An 18,982-nucleotide genomic window follows, 5' to 3' on the forward strand; every position below is an offset into this window, starting at 1 on the left:
GGGCAGGAGGGGCGGGAACCACTCCGCCCCTCCTGTTCACCTCCACCGTGCAGGATCACCGCATGACGACCGACTTCGATCTCGACCAGGTGGTGCGCGACGTGACCGCGAACGTGCGCAAAAAGTTCCCCGACCACTCCGAGGAGCAGGTCGCGCCGCTGGTGCGCGAGGAGCTCGCCGGGCTGCAGGACCGGCCCGTGCAGGACTACCTGACCGTGCTCACGGAGCGGGCGGTCAAGCGCCGACTGAAGCGCGAGGCGCGCGGCGAGTAGCCGACCTCGGGCGAGCGCCCGCTCGATGCTCGCCCGCAGCGCCGACGCCGGGCGCAGCGATCCCGCCGCCTCAGCGTCGACGAGCGCTTGCGCGTCGGCCGGGCTGTGCTCGCGGTACCACCGGTCGACCAGGACGCCGTGCTGTCGCGCACGCCGACCGTACCGGAGTCGGGCAGGAGGCGGACGACGCGGCACACGGCGAGCAGGCGGGGCATGCCGACATGGTGCCAGGAGGAGGCGCGCCGCGTGTGCGGCGCGACGGGGCGTCACCGAGAAGTGCCCCGCGACACAGGCGCGCGGACGGTTCGACCGAGCGGGCGGTCCCGCTAGCGTCGGCGCCCGACCAGCTGCGTCAGTGCGCGGCGGCCCAGGAGGAACACGGCCAGCACCACGGCAGTCACGATCACGAAGCTCCACTGCACGCCCTGGCCCGAGGCGATCCGGAGCAGCATCCCGCCCGCCACGGTCACCGCCCAGACGACCAGCCCCGTGGGCACGATCCGGTCCGGCGCCCGCCACGAGCGCGACACCGCCCAGGCCGCGAGGAGCGCGACGAGGAACGGCCAGAGCGTGCCGAGCAGACCGAGCAGAGCCGACCCCTCCTCGTGGCTTCGCCGCCCGATCAGCACGAACACCAGGACGAGCACCGCATCGAGCGCGAGCGCGAGCCCGGCGCGGCGGGTCACGCCGGCTCCGTCACGAAGTCGATCAGCTGCTCGACTCGGCCCAGCAGCGCCGGCTCCAGGTCCTGGAAGGTGCGCACCCGGCCGAGGATGCGCTGCCAGGCGCCCGCAATATCCGCCTGCTCCTCGTGCGGCCAGCCGAGCGCCTCGCAGATGCCGTGCTTCCACTCGATCCCGCGCGGGATCTCGGGCCAGCGTTCCAGGCCCAGCCGGTCGGGCTTCACGGCCTGCCAGACGTCGATATAGGGGTGGCCCACGACGAGGACATGGGCGCCGTGCGGGCCAGCCGCGACCTTCTCGGCGATGCGCGTCTCCTTCGACCCGCGCACGAGGTGGTCGACGAGCACGCCGATACGACGCCCCGGCCCTGGCCGGAACTCGCGGACGAGTTCGTCGAGGTTGTCGACGCCCTCGATGTACTCGACGACGACCCCCTCGATCCGCAGGTCGTGGCCCCAGACCTTCTCGACCAGCTCGGCGTCGTGCCGCCCCTCCACATAGATGCGGCTCGGCAGCGCGACCCTGGATCTCGCGTCCGCGACGTGGAAGGACCCGGAGGCGGAGCGAGCGCGGCCGAGGTTGGCGTCGCGCTTGAGCCCGGGCGCCTTGAGCGACACGGGCTTCCCGTCCAGAAGGAACCCCGGACCGAGCGGGAACACGCGGACCTTGCCGAACCGGTCTTCCAGCCGCACCATCCGCAGCTCCACGCCGAGCACGGCACCGACGAAACCGGAGGCGACCTCCTCGACCACCAGATCGCGCTCGGCCTCGACGACCGCCACCTCGACCCTGCCCCGCGCCCGCCAGTCCCCCGCGAGCACGTCCTGCCCGTACCTGTCCTCGTCCATCGCACCGAGGGTAGCCGGAGGCGCGCCCGCCGCCGGGCGGACACGGCGCGTGCGCCTCGGCGCTCTCCTCCGACGACACCTTCTGAGGGTTGCGCACTTTTGTCGTCCTCGTTACTGTGACCGGCACGTGACACTTCTTCGCCTAGAAAGGGGATCACGCATGGACGCGCTGACCGAACGGGCCCGAGCACCGAAATCTCGGACATGAGCAGCAGTATCAGTTTCCGCCGCGTCACTCAGCGGTTCGCAGCGACGACCGTCTTTCAGGACGACAGCTTCGAGTTCCGTTCGGGGCTGACGTTTCTGGTCGGACGCAATGGTGCAGGCAAGTCCACCCTTCTCCCTGCCGGGCGCGCCCGAAGCCGACCGCTCCCCCCGAGTGTGACCCGCGGGGCCTGCCACCCCTCGACAGGTGGGTAGGCTGACCGGACAGCACGTGCTCCGGGGTCGGTGAGAATTCCGAACCGGCGGTGACAGTCCGCGAGCCACAGCCCCTCCCGAGGGGCGGTGGTTGACCTGGTGGAACTCCAGGACCGACGGTGAAAGTCCGGAGGAGAGGCAGCACGAGCGTCGCGCATCATCGCGCGATGCGCAGCGACGGTGCCCGCGCACCGTCGATCGAGACCCCGGAGTTCGGCGACGAACGGAAGACCGGGAATGACGATCGACTACGAGCACGCGATGCGCCGGGCGCTGGCGCTCGCCGAGCGCGGGCCCTCCCGCGGACCCAACCCACGCGTGGGCTGCGTGATCCTCGCGCCCGACGGCACAGCGCTGGGCGAGGGCTGGCACCGCGGCGCCGGTACCGCGCACGCCGAGGTCGACGCGCTCTCGCATGTCGCGCCCGGCGCCGCCTCCGGAGCCACGGCCGTCGTCTCGCTCGAACCCTGCGACCACACCGGGCGCACCGGCCCGTGCAGCCGCGCCCTGATCGAGGCCGGCATCTCGCGCGTCGTCTACGCCGTGGCCGACCCCGGCGAGCGCTCGGCTGGCGGCGGGCGCACCCTCCGCGCGGCAGGCGTCGAGGTGATCGAGGGCGTACTCATCGAGGAGGGCGAGCAGTTCCTGCACCCGTGGCTCAGCGCGACCCGCCGACGCCGCCCCTCCGTCACGCTGAAGTGGGCCTCGACGCTCGATGGCCGCACCGCGGCCGCCGATGGCAGCAGCCGCTGGATCACCGGCGCGGCGGCCCGCCAGCGTGTGCACGAGCAGCGCGCCGCGCACGACGCGATCCTCGTCGGCACCGGCACCGTCCTCGCGGACGACCCCGCACTCACCGCCCGCGGCGACGGTGGCGAGCTGCTGACTGACCAACCGGTGCCCGTCGTCGTCGGCACCCGGTCCATCCCAGCCGGCGCCCGACTGCACGCGCACCCCCGTGCCGCGATGTTCGAGCGCACTCACGACCTCGCCGCCGTCCTCGGGCGCCTCTACTCCGCCGAGATCCGTAGCGTCTATGTCGAGGGCGGGCCGACGCTCGCCTCCGCCCTCGTCGCCGCCGGGTTGGTCGATGAGTACCTCGTCTTCCTCGCACCCGCCCTGCTCGGCGGCCCTCGACTCGCGCTCGGCGATCTCGGCGTGACGAGCATCGGCGACGCTCGACGCCTCTCCCTCCGCTCGGTCGAGGTCCTCGGCGACGACCTGCTCGTGATCGCACGCCCCGACGCCCTCCCCGCGGGCGGTGCCGGGACCCCGGCCCGCCGCCCCCACGCCCTGCAGATGGAGACGCACTGATGTTCACCGGAATCATCGAGGAGAGGGGCGTCGTCACGGCCGTGGAGCCCGGCACCGACGCCGTCCGCCTCAGCATCCGCGGCCCGCTGGCCGTCGAGGGCGTGCGCCACGGCGACTCGATCGCGGTCTCGGGCGTCTGCCTCACCGTCGTCGAGCACACCGACGAGGGCTTCACCGCCGATGTGATGGCGCAGACCCTGCGGATGTCGACGCTGGACGGCGTCAGCGTGGGCGACCCGGTGAACCTCGAGCGCGCTGCACTGGTCGGCGACCGGCTCGGCGGGCACATCGTCCAGGGCCACATCGACGGCACCGCGACGCTGCTCACGATCACCCCGGGCGAGGCCTGGCGGGTGCTGCGCTTCTCGCTGCCGGCGGGGCTCGCTGCGCTGGTGGTCGACAAGGGCTCGATCGCGGTCGACGGCGTCTCGCTGACCGTCTCAGCGATCAGCCCCGCCGCGGAGCCGGAGCAGTGGTTCGAGGTCTCGCTCATTCCCGAGACGCTCGCCGTGACCACTCTGGGAGCACGCGCGATCGGCGAGCAGGTCAACATCGAGACCGACGTCCTGGCCCGACACGTCGAGCGGATGCTCGCGCTGCGCTCCGTCGCAGAGGCCCACTCGTGAGCCTCGCGACCATCCCCGAGGCCGTCGAGGCCCTGCGTGCCGGCCGACCGATCATCGTCGCCGACGACGAGGGCCGCGAGAACGAGGGCGACGTCATCGTCTCGGCGCAGCTGGCCAGCCAGGAGACGATCGCCTGGATGGTCCGCCACTCCTCCGGCTTCATCTGCGCGCCGATGACCAACGAGATCGCCGACCGCCTCGCACTCCCGCTGATGGTCCTCGAGAACGAGGACCCCCGCGGTACCGCGTACACGCTCTCGGTCGATGCGGCCGATCGCCTCTCGACCGGGATCAGCGCGTCCGACCGCGCACACACGCTCCGGGTGCTGGCCGACCCGGAGGCGACTCCCGCCCGCCTGAACCGACCCGGGCACATCCTGCCGTTGCGCGCCGTCGACGGCGGCGTGCGCGAGCGCGACGGGCACACCGAGGCGGCGGTCGATCTGATGAAGCTCGCCGGTCTGTACCCCGTCGGCGCGATCTCCGAGATCGTCGCGGAGGACGGAGAGATGATGCGACTGCCCGGCCTGATCGCCCTCGGCGAGCGCGAGGGCGTACCGGTGACGACGGTCGCGGCCCTCCTCGCCTACCTGCAGGAGTTCCACTGCGACACCGAGGTGCCCGTCGCAGTCTCCGTGCCGGAGAGCCCGCGGGTGAGCTTCGAAGTCGAGACCACGGTGCCGACCAACCACGGCCCGTTCCGGATCCGCGCCTACCGCGATCGACAGACCGGAGCCGACCATGTCGCGATCCTCGCCGGTGGCGTCACCGCGGGACTACCCGCACTGGTGCGCGTGCACTCCGAGTGCCTGACCGGCGAGGCGTTCGGCTCGCTCAAGTGCGAGTGCGGGCCGCAGCTCGACGCCGCCCTCGACACGATCCAGCGGGACGGAGGCGTCGTCGTCTACCTCCGCGGCCACGAGGGCCGGGGCATCGGCCTGATCAACAAACTCCGCGCGTACCGCCTGCAAGAGGACGGCCTCGACACTCTCGACGCGAACCTCGCGCTCGGACTCCCCGCCGACGCCCGCGACTACGGAGCGGCGGTCGGGATCCTCGAGGACCTGGGCCTCCGCGAGGTGCGCCTGCTCACCAACAACCCCGAGAAGGTCCGCCAACTCACCGACCGCGGCATCGTCGTCGCCGAGCGGGTCCCGCTCGTGGTCGGGATCGGCGCATTCAACGAGGGCTACCTCGAGACCAAGCGCGACCGGATGGGCCACGCTCTGGACAGCGTCCTCGACCACCACCCCCTCGACGCCGGGATCTCCGGCCTCGCCCTTGACGCCGGGCTCTCCGGCGCCACCACGAAGGAGTAGCAATGGCCGGTAGCGGCGCCCCCACCACCTCCCCCCTCGACGGCTCGAACCTGCGCGTCGTCGTCGTCGCGGGGACCTGGCACGAGCAGATCAGCGACGGTCTGATCGCCGGAGCGAGCCGGGCCCTCGACGAGGCCGGCGCCTCCTGGTCGCTCGTGCGCGTTCCCGGCTCGTTCGAGCTGCCCGTGGCCTGCAAGGCGGCGCTGGAGGCGGGCGCCGACGCGGTCGTCGCGCTCGGCGTGATCATCCGCGGAGGCACGCCGCACTTCGAGTACGTCTCGGACGCCGCCACCTCCGGGCTCACGACCGTGTCGATCCAGACCGGCAAGCCGGTCGGCTTCGGCGTCCTCACCCTCGACACAGAGCAGCAGGGCATCGACCGGGCCGGCCTTCCCGGCTCGAAGGAGGACAAGGGGCGCGAGGCGGCGGAGGCGGCGGTCTCGACCGCGCTGCTCCTGCGCTCGCTGCGGGGCTAACCGGCTGCGGGGAGGCCCGTCCTGCGCCAGAGCGCACACGAGCCTGGGAGAACTCGGACTAAGGTGATCGGGTCGTCACAAGCGACCCCTCTCCTCCCCTCGCCCGGCGGCCCGCGACGCCCGACCGACGCCCCGCCCCGCCGGCTCGAGGGGAGCCGCCGTTCACACGGAGCGCCTCCCACATGTCTTCTCCCACTGTCTCCGACGCGCCTGCCGCCGCCCCGCAGAACTCCCGCGGGCGCGTGATCCTCGCGAGCCTCATCGGCACGTCGATCGAGTTCTACGACTTCTACGCCTACGCAACCGCCGCCGTCCTGGTCTTCCCCGCGCTCTTCTTCGCCAACGACGACCAGGCCACCGCGCAGCTCGCCTCCTTCGCCGTCTTCGGTGTCGCCTTCATCGCGCGCCCGATCGGATCGATCATCTTCGGCCACTTCGGCGACCGCATCGGACGCAAAGGCACCCTCGTCGCGTCCCTGCTCACGATGGGCGTCGCGACCTTCCTGATCGGCTGCCTGCCCACCGCGCTCACGCCGGGGTGGGACTTCCTCGCTCCGTTCCTGCTCGTCGTGCTGCGCTTCTGCCAGGGCCTGGGCCTGGGTGGCGAATGGTCAGGAGCCGCGCTGCTCGCGACCGAGAACGCGCCCGCCGGCAAGCGCGCCATCTACGGCACGTTCCCGCAGCTGGGCGCGCCGATCGGCTTCATCGTCGCCAACGTGCTGTTCCTGGTGCTGTCGAGCACTCTGGACGACGAGACATTCGCCGCCTGGGGCTGGCGCGTGCCGTTCCTGGCGAGCGCCGTGCTCGTGATCATCGGCCTGTACGTGCGGTTCAAGCTCGTCGAGACTCCCGCGTTCCAGAAGGTGGTCGAAAAGGGCGAGGTGGCCAAGCTGCCTCTGGCTCGCGTCTTCGTCACGAGCTGGCGCCCGCTCATCCTGGGCACCTTCATCATGCTGGCGACCTACGTGCTCTTCTACCTGATGACCACGTTCACGCTGACCTACGGCACGGCGCCCGCCGACGGCGCCGTGCCGGGCCTCGGCTACAGCCGCAACGACTTCCTGATCATGCTGATCGTCGGCGTCGTGTTCTTCGGCGTGTTCACCCTCGTCTCCGGCCCGCTCGCCGAGCGCTTCGGACGTCGACGCACGCTGCTCACGGTGACCGCGGCGATCATCGTCTTCGGCCTGCTCTTCGTGCCGCTGTTCAGCGCCGGCTTCGCGGGCGCGATGGCGCTGCTGGTCCTCGGCTTCACGCTGATGGGCCTGACCTTCGGCCCGATGGGCGCCGTCCTACCCGAGCTGTTCCCGACCAACGTCCGCTACACCGGCTCGGCGATGGCCTACAACCTCGCGTCGATCCTCGGAGCGGCACTCGCGCCGATCATCGCGGTCGCGCTGTGGAAGGCCGCGGCCGGTAGCACCGTGCTGGTCGGCCTCTACCTCAGCGCCGCGGCGGTGCTGACGCTGATCGCGCTCCTGCTCTCCACGGAGACGAAGAACGCGTCGTACCACGACAACATCTCGTAAGTCTCTCCGCTCGAAACGGCCCGTCGGTGTCCCCCGGCGGGCCGTTCGCGTTCCCGCCGCACCAGCTCGCCCGCTGGCGGCCTGCTCGCAGCGATCCCGGGGCAGAATAGACGGCGATGAGCACCACCACCTCCCGGCGCGGCGGCCGACGACCCTCCCGCGACGACGGACCCCGCGCCTCCTTCTCGCAGCTCGTGCCCTACCTCCTCGAGCACCGCGGCATCCTTTCGGTCGTCGTCGTACTGAGCCTGTTCGGGGCGGCGGCGAGCCTGGGCCAGCCCCTCCTCGTCGGCCAGGTCATCACCCGCGTGCAGTCCGGGCTCGACCTCGGGCCGCTGGTCTGGGCGCTCGTCGGCCTGGTGGTCGCCTCCGGGCTCATCTCGGGCTTCGCGCACTACCTGCTCCAGCGCACGGGCGAGGGGATCGTGCTCTCGAGCCGACGCCGACTCGTCGCACGGCTCCTGCGCCTGCCGATCCGAGAGTTCGACGCGCGCCGCACCGGCGACCTCGTCTCGCGCGTCGGCTCCGACTCCACGCTCCTGCGGGCGGTGCTGACTCAGGGGCTCGTCGACTCGATCGCCGGCTCGCTGGTCTTCGTCGGAGCGATCATCGCGATGGCGGTCATCGACTGGGTGCTGCTGCTGATCATCGTGGTCGTGGTGGCGGTGGCCCTCGGGCTGGCGCTGACCCTCGGCCGCGGCATCCGCACGGCCAGCCGCAAGGCGCAGGAGAAGGTCGGCGACCTGGCCGCCGCCGTCGAGCGTGCGATCAGTGCGGTGCGCACGATCCGCGCGGCCGGAGCGACCGATCGCGAGATCGCGGTCGTCGACCAGCACGCGACCGAGGCCTACCGCCTGGGCGTCCGCGTCGCGCACATCTCGGCCCTCGTCGTGCCGGTCGCCGGGATCGCCCTCCAGGTCGCGTTCCTCGCCGTCCTCGGCGTCGGCGGCTACCGCGTCGCGTCCGGAGCGATCGACATCGCTCAGCTGATCTCGTTCATCCTCTTCCTCTTCATGATGGTGATGCCGCTGGGGAACTTCATCGGCGCGATCACCTCGGTGAACTCGGCCCTGGGGGCCCTCGGCCGCATTCAGGAGATCATCGACCTGCCGATCGAGGGCGACGGCGACGCCAGCTCCGGCGGATTCGGCGCGGGCGTCGCGGAGGAGGCGATCTCGTTCGAGGACGTGGTGTTCTCGTACGAGGAGGGCGCTGTGCCCGCTGCAAAGGGCGCCGTGCTCGCTGGGCAGGGTGCCGTGGAGGAGCGCGACCGGACGGTCCTACGCGGAGTCTCGTTCACGGTGCCGCGCGGCAAGCGCACCGCGCTGGTCGGCCCGTCGGGCGCGGGCAAGAGCACGATCCTGGCCTTGATCGAGCGCTTCTACGACCCGGAAGCCGGCGTCGTCCGCCTCGGCGGTGTCGACATCACGGCCATCGACCGCAACGCCCTGCGCGCGCAGATCGGCTATGTCGAGCAGGACGCTCCTGTTCTCGCCGGTACCATCCGTGAGAACCTCGTCCTCGGCCGCCCCGACGCCGACGATGCCGAGTGCCTCCGCGTGCTCGAAGCCGTCAATCTGACCGACGTGCTCGAACGCAATCCGCTCGGCCTGCACGCACCCGTCGGCGAGAGCGGAGTGATGCTCTCGGGCGGCGAGCGCCAACGCCTGGCGATCGGCCGCGCGCTCCTAGCGGCCCCGCCGATCCTGCTCCTGGACGAGTCCACCTCGAGCCTGGACGGCCTGAACGAGCAACGGCTGCGCCTGGCGATCGACGCGGTCGCCGAGAACCGGACCCTGCTGGTCATCGCGCACCGCCTGTCGACGGTCGTCGACTCCGACCGCATCGTCGTCCTGCAGAAGGGCGAGGTTGTCGGAGTCGGCACTCACTCCGAACTCGTCGAGTCCACCCCGCTCTACCGCGACCTCGCGAAGCACCAGCTCCTGGTCTGACGCCCCGTTGCTCCGGGCGGGCGACAAGCGGCGCAGTCTCGTGACCCGCCTCCGCCGTGGTGCCCGGTGGTCCCTCGGCGGCTCAGCGCGGCGGCAGCCGCAGCGCGCCGTCGAGCCGGATGGTGTCGCCGTTGAGCATTGGGTTCTCGACGATGTGCCGCACGAGCGCGGCGAACTCCTCGGGGCGGCCGAGGCGGGCCGGATGGGGTGTGGCGGAGCCGAGCGCCTCCCGCGCCTTCTCCGGCAGGCCGGCGAGCAGGGGCGTGTCGAAGGTGCCCGGTGCGATCGACACCACGCGCACCAGCCGGGCGGCGAGCTCCCGCGCGAGCGGCAGCGTCAGCGCGGCCACGGCTCCCTTCGACGCGGCATAGGCCGCTTGCCCGATCTGCCCCTCGAAGGCGGCGATGGAGGCGGTCGTCACCAGCACACCGCGCTCGCCGTCGATCGGCTCCCGCTCGGCGATCGAGGCCGCCGCGAGCCGCAGCACGTTGAAGGTCCCCGTCACGTTCACGCGCACTACCTGCTCGAACTCCTCCAGCGGCAGCGGCCCGTCCCGTCCGAGGAGCCGCCCCGGTGGGGCGATGCCGGCACAGCTGACGGCGATCCGCAGCTCCCCTGCCGCCTCGACGGCCCGTGCGAGCGCGTCGGAGTCGAGCACGTCTCCCGCGATCAATCGCACCGACGCGGGCAGGCTCGCCGCCTCGACGGCCCGCGGCAGGTCGAGCACGACGACTCGGGCTCCCGCGAGGGCGAGCGCGCTCGCAGTTGCGGCCCCGAGTCCGGAGGCGCCGCCCGCGACCAGCGCGGATGTCCCGTCCAGTCGCACGATCAGCCCTCCGCGGCTCGGGTCGGCTCGCCCCCGGGCACCACGGTGGGCTCACTCCCGGAATCACCTGCGCTGTCGCTCCCGGGCTCACCGGTCGGGTCGGTTCGCGGCTCGCCGGTCGAGTCTGTCCCCGGCTGGGGAGACGCGAGCGCCTGGGCCGAGCAGTTGGTCAGAGTCGAGTCGTACGCGTCCCGGGCACGCTGCGCCGCAATCCGGTCCTGGTCGTCGGCGAGGGGGCTGGCGAGCGGCGGGCGCTCCCCCAGGCCGTAGCGGGCAAGGCAGTCCGTGATCAGGCGGGCGATGCGCGCTGCGTCCTCTGGATCGCTCGAACTCGACGACGTCGGTTCGGTGGTCGGGACGGTGCTCGACTCCTGGACGGCGTCGTCGGGCACGTCGGCAGTAAGGCCCGTGCAGGCGGTGAGACCCAGGGCGAGCGCGGCGCCAACGATCAGCGCGATGGGCGGGCGGAGCCTCGTACGCGGGAGCATGGGCGACCTCGTTCGTGACCGGTGCGGTCGGGATGCGGGCGAAGGTGCGGGCGGGACTGCGGCCACGGTAGCGCAGTGACCGAGCGTCGTCAGGGGTGGGCGCGCTCTCCCGACGACTGTCACCCCCAATGGGGCACAATGTCCTGTTCTACGAGGGATCGGCGAGCGCCCACATCCCGACCGCGGCGGCCGCCGCGACGTTGAGCGAGTCGATCCCGTGACTCATCGGAATCTGCACGGCGACATCGGCCGCGGAGAGCGCCTGAGCGCTGAGCCCCTGACCCTCGGTGCCGAGCACCAGGGCTACCCGCTCCGGGGCACGGGCGGCGAATTCCCGCAGCGGCACAGCCTCCGGTGTCAGCGCCATCGCCGCGATGGTGAAGCCCGCCCCGCGCAGGAGCCGCTGCGTCGACTCCCAGTCGCCGACGCGAGTCCACGGCACCTGCAGCACGGTGCCCATGCTGACCCGGATCGCGCGGCGATAGAAGGGATCGGAGCAGCGCGCCGTGACGAGCACAGCGTCCGCTCCGATGGCTCCGACAGAGCGGAAGATCGCGCCGACGTTGGTCGGATCGACCACGTCCTCGAGCACGACGATGCGTCGAGCGCCGGCGAGCAGCTCGGCGGGATCGGGCAGCTCGGGCCGGTCCACGGCCGCGATCAACCCGCGGTGCAGGGTGTACCCGGTGAGCTCGGCCAGCAGCTCGCCCGGGCCGGTGAAGACGGGCACATCGAACGCACCGACCAGGCGCTCCGCTTCTGCAGCCGACCCGCCGAGAGCGAGCACCGATCTCGGCCGATGGCCGACACTGAGCGCGCGCTCCAGGACGAGCGCCGACTCCGCGATGTAGAGCCCGAGCGGCCCGCGGGCATTCTTCAGCGCAACGTCCGTGGCGTGCGCATAGTCGCGAAGACGCGGGTCCTCGAGCGTCGTGATCTCGATGCGCTCCATGTGATCAGACGAACGGATCGGGGGTGAGCGTGTACTTGGTGCTGAGGTACTCGTGGATCCCCTCGAGCCCGCCCTCGCGGCCGAGCCCCGACTGCTTCACCCCGCCGAAGGGTGCTGCCGCGTTGGAGACGACGCCGACATTGAGGCCCATCATCCCGGTCGCCATCCGCTCGACCATCCGCTGGCCGCGGGCGAGATCGCGCGTGAAGACGTACGAGACGAGCCCGTACTCGGTGTCGTTCGCGAGCGCTACCGCCTCGTCCTCGTCACCGAAGGGCACGATCGCGAGGACCGGTCCGAAGATCTCGGTGCGGAGGATCTCGCTCCCCCGATCGACCCCGGTGAGAACGGTCGGCTCGTAGAAATGGCCGGGCCCGTCGAGGCGGCTCCCTCCCGTGCGCAGGCTCGCACCGCGCGCGACCGCGTCGGCCACGAGGGAGGCCGCCTTCTCGACGGCGTGCTCATCGATCAACGGACCGATGCTCACCCCGTCCTCGGTGCCGCGGCCGATCCGCAACTCGTTCACGCGTTCGGTGACCCGCGCGGCGAACTCCTCGGCGATCGACTCGTGCACGAAGAAACGGTTTGCGGCCGTGCAGGCCTGGCCGATGTTGCGGAACTTGGCGAGCATGGCGCCCTCGACGGCGCGATCGAGATCGGCGTCCTCGAACACGACGAACGGCGCGTTGCCGCCGAGCTCCATCGACGTCCGCAGCACGTTCTCGGACGCCTGCTGCAACAGCGTTCTCCCGACCGGCGTGGAGCCGGTGAAAGAGAGCTTCCGGAGCCGGGGGTCCGCGAGGATCGGAGCCGAGACGGCCCCGGCCGACGAGGTGGTGATCACGTTGACGACACCCGCGGGCAGCCCCGCCTCGGCCAGCAGAGCCGCGAAGGCGAGGGTGGTCAGCGGAGTGAGTTCGGCCGGCTTCACGACGACCGTACAGCCCGCTGCGAGGGCCGGGGCGATCTTCCGGGTCGCCATCGCGAGGGGAAAGTTCCACGGGGTGATCAGATAGCAGGGGCCGACCGGGTGCTGCGAGACGATCATCCGCCCGCTGCCCTCGGGCGAGACGCCGTAACGGCCCGTGATGCGCACGGCCTCCTCGCTGAACCAGCGCAGGAACTCGCCACCGTAGACGACCTCACCCCGCGCCTCCGCCACCGGCTTGCCCATCTCGAGCGCCATCAGGAGCGCGAACTCCTCGGTGCGCTCCTTCAGGAGGTCGAAGGCCCTCCGCAGGATCTCGCCGCGCTTCCTCGGCGCGGTCGCCGCCCACGCGGGCCCGGCTGCGACCGCGGCGTCGAGCGCACGGACACCGTCCCCCGGGGTCGCATCGGCGATCGAGACGAGGACCGCCCCCGTCGCCGGGTCCTCGACATCGATCGAGCCGCCGCCGGACGCGTCCACCCACTCACCACCGATCAGCAGCTGCGTGGGAATGCTCGCGAGCAGAGCGGTCTCGGCGGCGCTAGCGGCGACGGAATCAGTCACGGGAGGGAACCTTTTCTTCGGATCGAAGCGCGGAGACCGCGCGGAGAGGAGCTTTCCGTCCTCCAGTGTAGGTCGGGACGTCCCACCGCGAGCGAGGTCCTGGCCCGTCGTGAGAACTCCCGCGCCGCCAAGCCCTGTGGAGGGAGATCTCCCTCAGCGTGAGCGCTCGACGCGGACCCCCGCCTCCGTCAGCTCGCGCAGCGCCGCCGCACTCGCCTCCTCAGAGACGCCCGCCACCAAATCACTCAACACCCGGACCTCGAGCCCCGCCCGGCGCGCATCCAGTGCCGAGGCGCGGACGCAGTGATCCGTCGCGAGTCCCACGACGTCGAGTTCCGTGATGCCCCGGTCGGCGAGCACGGCGTCCAGCGCCGCCCCCTCCTGCGTCGCACCCTCGAACGCGGAGTAGGAGGGACGGCCCTGGCCCTTGAGGATCTGCACGTCGATGTGCGCGGTGTCCAGGCCCGGGTGGAACTGCGCCCCTGTCGTGCCTGCGACGCAGTGCACAGGCCAGCTGTCGACGAAATCTGGCTCCGTTGCGAAGTGACCACCGTTGTCGGAGTGGCCCTCGTGCCAGTCGCGCGAGGCGAGCACCGCGGCGTAGCGGTCCGGGTGCGCCGCGAGGTACGCGCTCACGCCCTCGGCGACGGCCGTGCCACCGGTGACGGCGAGCGCACCTCCCTCGGTGAAGTCGTTCTGCACATCGACGATGAGGAGTGCGGTGGTCATCGTGGTCCTTCCGAGACGAGGAGGTGGTGGTCGACGCCGCTTCGAATCACGAGTCGGACAACGCCCCGCCGCAGCGGTAGACGCCGGTGACCAGGGTGTCGATGGCCGTCTTCGCCGAGTCCGTGACGTCGCCGAGAGCGTAGATCGCGAAGGTCAGCTCGGTGCCGTCCGCCGCGGTGATCACGCCGGCGAGGGTGTAGCCCGTGTCGATCCAGCCGGTCTTCGCGCGCACCGCCCCGTCTGCGGCAGCGTTGTCACCGGCGAAGCGGTCGGCGTAGGACAGCGACCCTGTCCGGCCGGACACCGGCAGGCCGTCGAGGAGAACGCCCAGCTGCCCCTCGCGGGCCTGCACCCTGCGCAGCAGCTCGGTGAAGAACGCCGGGGCGACCGCGTTGTCGTCGCTGAGACCGGAGCCATCGACGAGTGTGATGCCGGACGTGTCGACTCCGTATCCCGCGAGCCCCTGGAGCACACCGGCCTGCTCCGCGCCGAAATCGCTGCCCGCGCCCGTGCGGATCGCGACGAGCCGCGCGAGCATCTCGGCGATCGCGTTGTCGGACACCAGCAGCATCTGCTGCACCAGGGTGCCGACCGGGGCCGACTCGACCGTCCCGAGCACGGCGGCACCGGCGGGCGCGGTCCCGGTCGAGATCGTGGGCGCGCCGCTCAGTTCGTCGGCGAATGCCTGGCCCGCGCGGCCGACCGGATCGGTGCCGCGCTCGGAGGTGGAGGCCGCCGGATCCTCGCGGTCGCCGTCCACCTGGAGCGACGTGATCTCGGGCATGTACCCGTCGACCTGCTCCTTGCGGTTCCAGCTGGGCTGCCATGTCTCACCGGAGTAGAGGGAGGAGTCGAGCACGAGCGACGTGATCGACGTGCCGTCCGTCGAAGGGTCGGCGTCCCAAGCGCTCTCGACCTGCGCCGCGAGGTCGTCGAGATGCGCTGCCCCTGCGTAGGTGGACTCCTGCCCGGTGGGCAACCGGCTCAGGGTGAGGTCGCCACCGCCGACGAGGACGACGCTCCCCGGCGCGCTCCCGCGCACCACCGTGGTGGCAATGCGCGCGTCGGGCCCGAGCACGGCGAGTGCCGACGCTGCCGTGAGGATCTTGAGAGCGGAGGCGGTGCGGGACGCCGTCGCGCCCCCACGGTCGAAGAGCACCTCGCCCGTCGCGGCGTCGACCACCCGCGCCTGCAGCGAGCCCAGTCGCGGATCGGCCGCGAGCCCTGCGACGGAGCAGGTGCGCAGCGCCTCACCTGCTTCGGCGGCGCTTGGCCGCGCCGTGGCGGTCGGACTCGGAGGAGCGGTTCGAGCCGCGGCCACTGCCACCACCGGCGCGTCCGGCTCCGTGGCCCTGCCCACTGCCGTACCAGCGCCGAAGGCAGCGATACCCAGCACGGCGGCGAGGAGCACCGCGGCGATCGCGAGGAGGCGGCGGCGAGGCGGAGTGGCGATCATCACGACCAGGCTAACCGGCTGCGACCTGGGCGTCGCAGGTCGGGCGACACGGAGCCCGAGGACACGAAGCCCGAGGACACGGAGCCCCGGCAACACGGAGCCGCCTGTGGGAATCGAACCCACGACCTTCTCATTACGAGTGAGACGCTCTGCCGACTGAGCTAAGGCGGCGTGTACGTAGGGCCGGAGCCTCGGACACGATTAACCAGCATAGCCTGCTCGCGCACCCTGGAGTGAATCGGGCCACTGCCCCGCCGGGTGGCGCCCGGAACGCGCCCGAGACCGCCGCGGCCCGCTCAGGCCAGCGCACCGCGCAGCTCCTCGAACGAGCGGGCGATTCGGCCGGGCAGCGCCTCCTTGCCGTCGTGATCGACCCAGGCCGCCCAGGCGTGGCGCACTGCGGCCAGACCGAGGAGAGTCAGCATCCGCGCCCGGCTGCGGACGCGCTCGACGTCATCGTCCTGGTGGCCGAGGCGCTCGACGACCAGCCCCTCGATCGCGAGCTCGAACTCGCGCATCCCGGCGATCTTGAGCCCCACGAGGTGGGGATGCTCGCGGAAGAGTGCGCGCCGGAGGACGTGCAGCTCTCGGTCCTCCTCGAACGGCTCCTCCATCGCCGCGACGAAGACGACCTGGAGATCATCGAGTACCGTGCCCCGACCGGCGACGAAGGCGGCGGCGGTCTCGTCGGCGATTACGGGGAGACCGCCGACCAGCGCGTCCTCCTTCGAGGCGAAGTAGTTGAAGAACGTACGTGTCGACACGTCGGCGGCACGCGCGACGTCCTCGATGGTCACGCGCTCGGGACCGCGCTCGCTCGCGAGGCGCAGGACCGCGATCTCGATCGCCCGACGCGTGGCGCGGCGCTTGCGCTCGCGGAGCCCGAGCTGCTGCATGCACTCCTGCTCGGTCAGCACTGCGGGTCCTCCTTCGGAACGGTCCCCTCGAGCAGGTACGCGTCGACCGCGTCGTTCACGCACGAGTTCGACTTGTTGTAGGCCGTGTGGCCCTCGCCGTCGTACGTGACGAGGTGACCGGCGGCGAGTTCACCCGCCAGGGCCTGGGCCCAGACGTAGGGGGTCGCCGGGTCGTTCGTCGTCCCCACGACCAGGATCGGTGCCGAGCCCTCGGCGGTGATCGGCGCGCGCGACCCCTCGAACGCGGCCGGCCACTGGCTGCAGAGGATGTCTCCGTAGGCAAGGTAGCGCCCGAGCGTCGGCGCGGCCTGCTCGAGGGCCGCCTCGTTGGCGCGCATCGAGGCGGTGTCGGCGTTGTAGGAGTAGTCGACGCAGTTGATTGCGAGGAAGGCCTCGGTGGTGTTGCTCGAGTACTGCCCGTCCCCGTCGCGTCCGTTGTACGCGTCGGCGAACTGGAAGGCGATCTCGGGGTCGCCCCTGCGCACCTCGGCGAGCATCCCGCTCAGCGATCCCCACGCGGTGGCGTCGTAGAGCGGGTAGACGATGGACGTGAACAACGTGTTCGCGCCCAGCTCGCGGCCATCGGAGGCCCGGATCGGCGACGCCTCGACGTCCTCGAGCATCCGGCCCAGCTGGGCCGCGCCCGCGTCGACCGTGCCGGTGAACGGGCAGTCGGCCGAGCGGAGGCAGTCGGCCAAGTAGGCGCGCAGGGCGCTTTCGAAACCTTTCGCCTGTTGGAGCGCCGCGTCGAACGAGGTCGCCGCCGGGTCGATCGCGCCGTCGAGGACGAGACGCCCGACCCGCTCGGGGAAGAGCCCCGCATAGGTCGCGCCGAGGAAGGTGCCGTAGGAGTAGCCGAGGTAGTGCAGCGTCTCGTCACCGAGAGCTGCGCGCAGCACGTCGAGGTCGCGGGCCGCGCTCGTCGTGCCGACCTCGCCAAGAAGCGGACCACTGCGCTGCTCGCACGCGGACGCGAACGCCGCGTCCGACGTGCGCTGCGCCTGGATCCACTCGTCACTGCCCCGTTCCCCCGGCGTGATGTCGTAGAGGTAGGAGTCGAGTCCTGCGGCGTCCACGCACGAGACCGCGGTCGAGGCCCCCACTCCGCGGGGGTCGAAACCGACGACGTCGTAGCGGGCCGCGAGCGCCGAGTCGACCGCGTAGTCGGCGCTGTCCCGAATGAGGTCGGCGCCCGAGGCACCCGGCCCGCCCGGGTTCACGAGCAGTGATCCGAGTGCAGGACCCCGCGTCGCGGGGCGGCGGACCAGCGCAATCGACGCGGTCCCGCCCGACGGGTTGTCCCAGTCCAGCGGCACGGTCGCGTCGGTGCAGAGGGCGCCGTCGCCGCAGTCGTCCCAGACCAGGACCTGGGAGTAGTAGGGCTCGAGACCGGCTGCGACGGCCTGCGGCTGCGGGGAGGAGGTCCGCTCCACGCTCGGTCCGGGTGCGAAGCAGGCGGTGAGGAGCGACGCGGCCGCAATGATCGCGAGCACGGCTGCCGACCGGCGCCCCCTCCTCACGCGGCCACCGGGCGCCGAGCGGCGACCACGAGCAGGGCCTCGAGAGCAAGGACCGGGGAGACATTGGCGTCGATGCGCTGCCGGGCGGTCGCGATCGCCTCGAGGACGGCGAGAGTGCGCTCGGGCAGAGTCGACTCCGCGAGGGCCGTCATCTCGGCGCGGACCTCTTCGTTGATGACGCCCCCGGGCGCTCCCAGCTGAAGGCGCACCACGTCGCGGTAGAGGGAGAGGAGGTCGACGAGGATCCGGTCCAGGCCGTCGCGGAGGCTGCGCGTCGCCCGCCGCTTCTGGTCCTCGTCGAGCGCTCGGAGCTGCGAGCGGAGCTGCGCCGGCACGGTGCCGCCGGGCTCGACGCCCAGCGACCGCAACGCTTGCTGCCGCTCGACCTCGTCGCGCTCGATCGTGATCGCCTTGGCGTCCTCGGTCGCGACCTCGATCATCCGCGCGGCGCCGAGCACGGCGTCCGAGACTCCGCGCAGGCGCAGGGCGATCCGGAGGGTCTCTTCCCGCCGTTCGCGGGCGTTCGCGTCGGTCGCGAGACGGTGCGCCATGCCGATGTGACTCTGCGCCTGGCGGGCGGCGCGCTCGGCGGTCTCGGCGTCGACACCGTCGCGGCGTCGGAGCAGCCCGGCGACGTCCGCCACGCTCGGCACGCGCAGGCGCACCGAGCGCACGCGGGAGCGGATGGTGGGGAGCAGGTCGGCCTCGCTCGGGGCGCACAGGATCCAGACCGTCCGCTCCGGCGGCTCCTCGAGCGCCTTCAGCAGGACGTTCGAGGTGCGCTCGCTCATCCGATCGGCATCCTCGATGACCATGACGCGATAGCGCGAGACCGAGGGCGAATACTGCGAGCTGCTGACCAGGCGGCGCACTTCGTCGATCGAGATGATCACGCGTTCGGTCGCGAGCACCGAGAGATCGGGGTGCGAGCGGGCCGCGACCTGGCGGCAATCGGGGCACTCACCGCAGCCGCCCCGCCGGCAGAGCAGGGCGGAGGCGAAGGCGTAGGCGAGGTTCGAGCGCCCGGACCCGGGCGGGCCGGTGAGGAGCCAGGAGTGGGTCATCGACGCCGACTCGCGGCCGCGGCCGTCCCGGGGCGCGGCCGCGTCGTGCAGGGCGTCGATGGCGTGCTCCTGCCCGACGAGCTGGCTCCAGACGGTCAT

General features: G+C 71.8%; 19 protein-coding genes, 1 tRNA gene and 1 riboswitch. Of the genes, 8 read left to right on the forward strand and 12 right to left on the reverse strand.

The features are described 5' to 3' along the window. Window positions 1-62: 62 nt before the first annotated feature. A complete protein-coding gene (locus A6122_RS11035) occupies window positions 63-272 on the forward strand; it encodes a three-helix bundle dimerization domain-containing protein (protein WP_068254857.1) in 210 nt (69 codons plus the stop codon). A gap of 326 nt (window positions 273-598) precedes the next feature. On the opposite strand, the gene A6122_RS11040 is transcribed toward A6122_RS11035, so the two are convergent. Next, window positions 599-958, reverse strand: a complete 360-nt coding sequence (locus tag A6122_RS11040) for a DUF3054 domain-containing protein (protein ID WP_068254860.1) — start codon at window positions 956-958, stop codon at window positions 599-601. Then, window positions 955-1,803 (reverse strand): DUF3097 domain-containing protein, encoded by an 849-nt coding sequence (locus tag A6122_RS11045; RefSeq protein WP_068254863.1) that lies wholly within the window; start codon window positions 1,801-1,803, stop codon window positions 955-957. Before A6122_RS11045 ends, A6122_RS11040 begins: the two co-directional genes overlap by 4 nt. A gap of 204 nt (window positions 1,804-2,007) precedes the next feature. Between A6122_RS11045 and A6122_RS17735 the strand changes: the two genes are divergently transcribed. The 7 genes from A6122_RS17735 (at window position 2,008) to A6122_RS11075 (ending at window position 9,439) form a co-directional block, all read left to right on the forward strand. After that, window positions 2,008-2,223, forward strand: coding sequence for an AAA family ATPase (locus tag A6122_RS17735; RefSeq protein ID WP_146085101.1), 216 nt, complete (start codon window positions 2,008-2,010; stop codon window positions 2,221-2,223). A 13-nt stretch (window positions 2,224-2,236) separates the two neighbouring features. Continuing rightward, window positions 2,237-2,371, forward strand: a riboswitch (FMN riboswitch). An 89-nt stretch (window positions 2,372-2,460) separates the two neighbouring features. Beyond that, entirely contained in the window at window positions 2,461-3,537 is a 1,077-nt protein-coding gene (gene ribD / locus A6122_RS11050; RefSeq protein ID WP_068254866.1) for a bifunctional diaminohydroxyphosphoribosylaminopyrimidine deaminase/5-amino-6-(5-phosphoribosylamino)uracil reductase RibD, read from the forward strand. Further along, on the forward strand, window positions 3,537-4,163 hold the full coding sequence (locus A6122_RS11055) for a riboflavin synthase (RefSeq protein WP_068254872.1): 627 nt from the start codon (window positions 3,537-3,539) through the stop codon (window positions 4,161-4,163). The genes ribD and A6122_RS11055 overlap by 1 nt, the downstream gene beginning before the upstream one ends. Next, the gene (locus A6122_RS11060; RefSeq protein ID WP_068254875.1) at window positions 4,160-5,482 is read left to right on the forward strand and encodes a bifunctional 3,4-dihydroxy-2-butanone-4-phosphate synthase/GTP cyclohydrolase II; all 1,323 of its coding nucleotides are present in this window, start codon (window positions 4,160-4,162) and stop codon (window positions 5,480-5,482) included. The genes A6122_RS11055 and A6122_RS11060 overlap by 4 nt, the downstream gene beginning before the upstream one ends. 2 nt (window positions 5,483-5,484) lie before the next feature. After that, entirely contained in the window at window positions 5,485-5,958 is a 474-nt protein-coding gene (gene ribH, locus A6122_RS11065; protein ID WP_068254876.1) for a 6,7-dimethyl-8-ribityllumazine synthase, read from the forward strand. A 182-nt stretch (window positions 5,959-6,140) separates the two neighbouring features. Next, a complete protein-coding gene (locus A6122_RS11070) occupies window positions 6,141-7,487 on the forward strand; it encodes an MFS transporter (protein WP_068254877.1) in 1,347 nt (448 codons plus the stop codon). 116 nt (window positions 7,488-7,603) lie between these two features. Then, window positions 7,604-9,439, forward strand: a complete 1,836-nt coding sequence (locus A6122_RS11075; RefSeq protein WP_068254878.1) for an ABC transporter ATP-binding protein — start codon at window positions 7,604-7,606, stop codon at window positions 9,437-9,439. A gap of 82 nt (window positions 9,440-9,521) precedes the next feature. On the opposite strand, the gene A6122_RS11080 is transcribed toward A6122_RS11075, so the two are convergent. From A6122_RS11080 to A6122_RS11125, 10 genes are all read right to left on the reverse strand, one after another. Further along, window positions 9,522-10,265, reverse strand: a complete 744-nt coding sequence (locus A6122_RS11080; protein ID WP_068254881.1) for an SDR family NAD(P)-dependent oxidoreductase — start codon at window positions 10,263-10,265, stop codon at window positions 9,522-9,524. A gap of 2 nt (window positions 10,266-10,267) precedes the next feature. Continuing rightward, window positions 10,268-10,753, reverse strand: coding sequence for a hypothetical protein (locus A6122_RS11085; protein WP_068254884.1), 486 nt, complete (start codon window positions 10,751-10,753; stop codon window positions 10,268-10,270). Between the two features lie 148 nt (window positions 10,754-10,901). Further along, window positions 10,902-11,705 carry a TrmH family RNA methyltransferase gene (locus tag A6122_RS11090; RefSeq protein WP_068254886.1) on the reverse strand — a complete coding sequence of 268 codons (804 nt, stop codon included), beginning with the start codon at window positions 11,703-11,705 and terminating at the stop codon, window positions 10,902-10,904. Between the two features lie 4 nt (window positions 11,706-11,709). Further along, complete coding sequence (locus A6122_RS11095; protein ID WP_068254888.1) at window positions 11,710-13,197, reverse strand: NAD-dependent succinate-semialdehyde dehydrogenase; 1,488 nt, start codon at window positions 13,195-13,197, stop codon at window positions 11,710-11,712. A gap of 153 nt (window positions 13,198-13,350) precedes the next feature. Then, complete coding sequence (locus A6122_RS11100) at window positions 13,351-13,926, reverse strand: nicotinamidase (RefSeq protein ID WP_068254890.1); 576 nt, start codon at window positions 13,924-13,926, stop codon at window positions 13,351-13,353. A gap of 46 nt (window positions 13,927-13,972) precedes the next feature. After that, entirely contained in the window at window positions 13,973-15,382 is a 1,410-nt protein-coding gene (gene dacB, locus A6122_RS11105; RefSeq protein WP_068254893.1) for a D-alanyl-D-alanine carboxypeptidase/D-alanyl-D-alanine endopeptidase, read from the reverse strand. A 98-nt stretch (window positions 15,383-15,480) separates the two neighbouring features. Next, a tRNA-Thr gene (locus A6122_RS11110) sits at window positions 15,481-15,553 on the reverse strand. Window positions 15,554-15,678: 125 nt separating this feature from the next. Then, window positions 15,679-16,299: a TetR/AcrR family transcriptional regulator gene (locus A6122_RS16985; protein WP_084415996.1), complete on the reverse strand. Its 621-nt coding sequence runs from the start codon at window positions 16,297-16,299 to the stop codon at window positions 15,679-15,681. Next, on the reverse strand, window positions 16,293-17,792 hold the full coding sequence (locus tag A6122_RS11120; RefSeq protein WP_237358174.1) for an alpha/beta hydrolase: 1,500 nt from the start codon (window positions 17,790-17,792) through the stop codon (window positions 16,293-16,295). The genes A6122_RS16985 and A6122_RS11120 overlap by 7 nt, the downstream gene beginning before the upstream one ends. Before the next feature lie 23 nt (window positions 17,793-17,815). After that, window positions 17,816-18,982 (reverse strand): DNA polymerase III subunit delta', encoded by a 1,167-nt coding sequence (locus tag A6122_RS11125; protein ID WP_068254898.1) that lies wholly within the window; start codon window positions 18,980-18,982, stop codon window positions 17,816-17,818.

Origin of the sequence: Rathayibacter tritici, from assembly GCF_001641005.1 — a bacterium.
GTDB classification, from domain to species: domain Bacteria; phylum Actinomycetota; class Actinomycetes; order Actinomycetales; family Microbacteriaceae; genus Rathayibacter; species Rathayibacter tritici.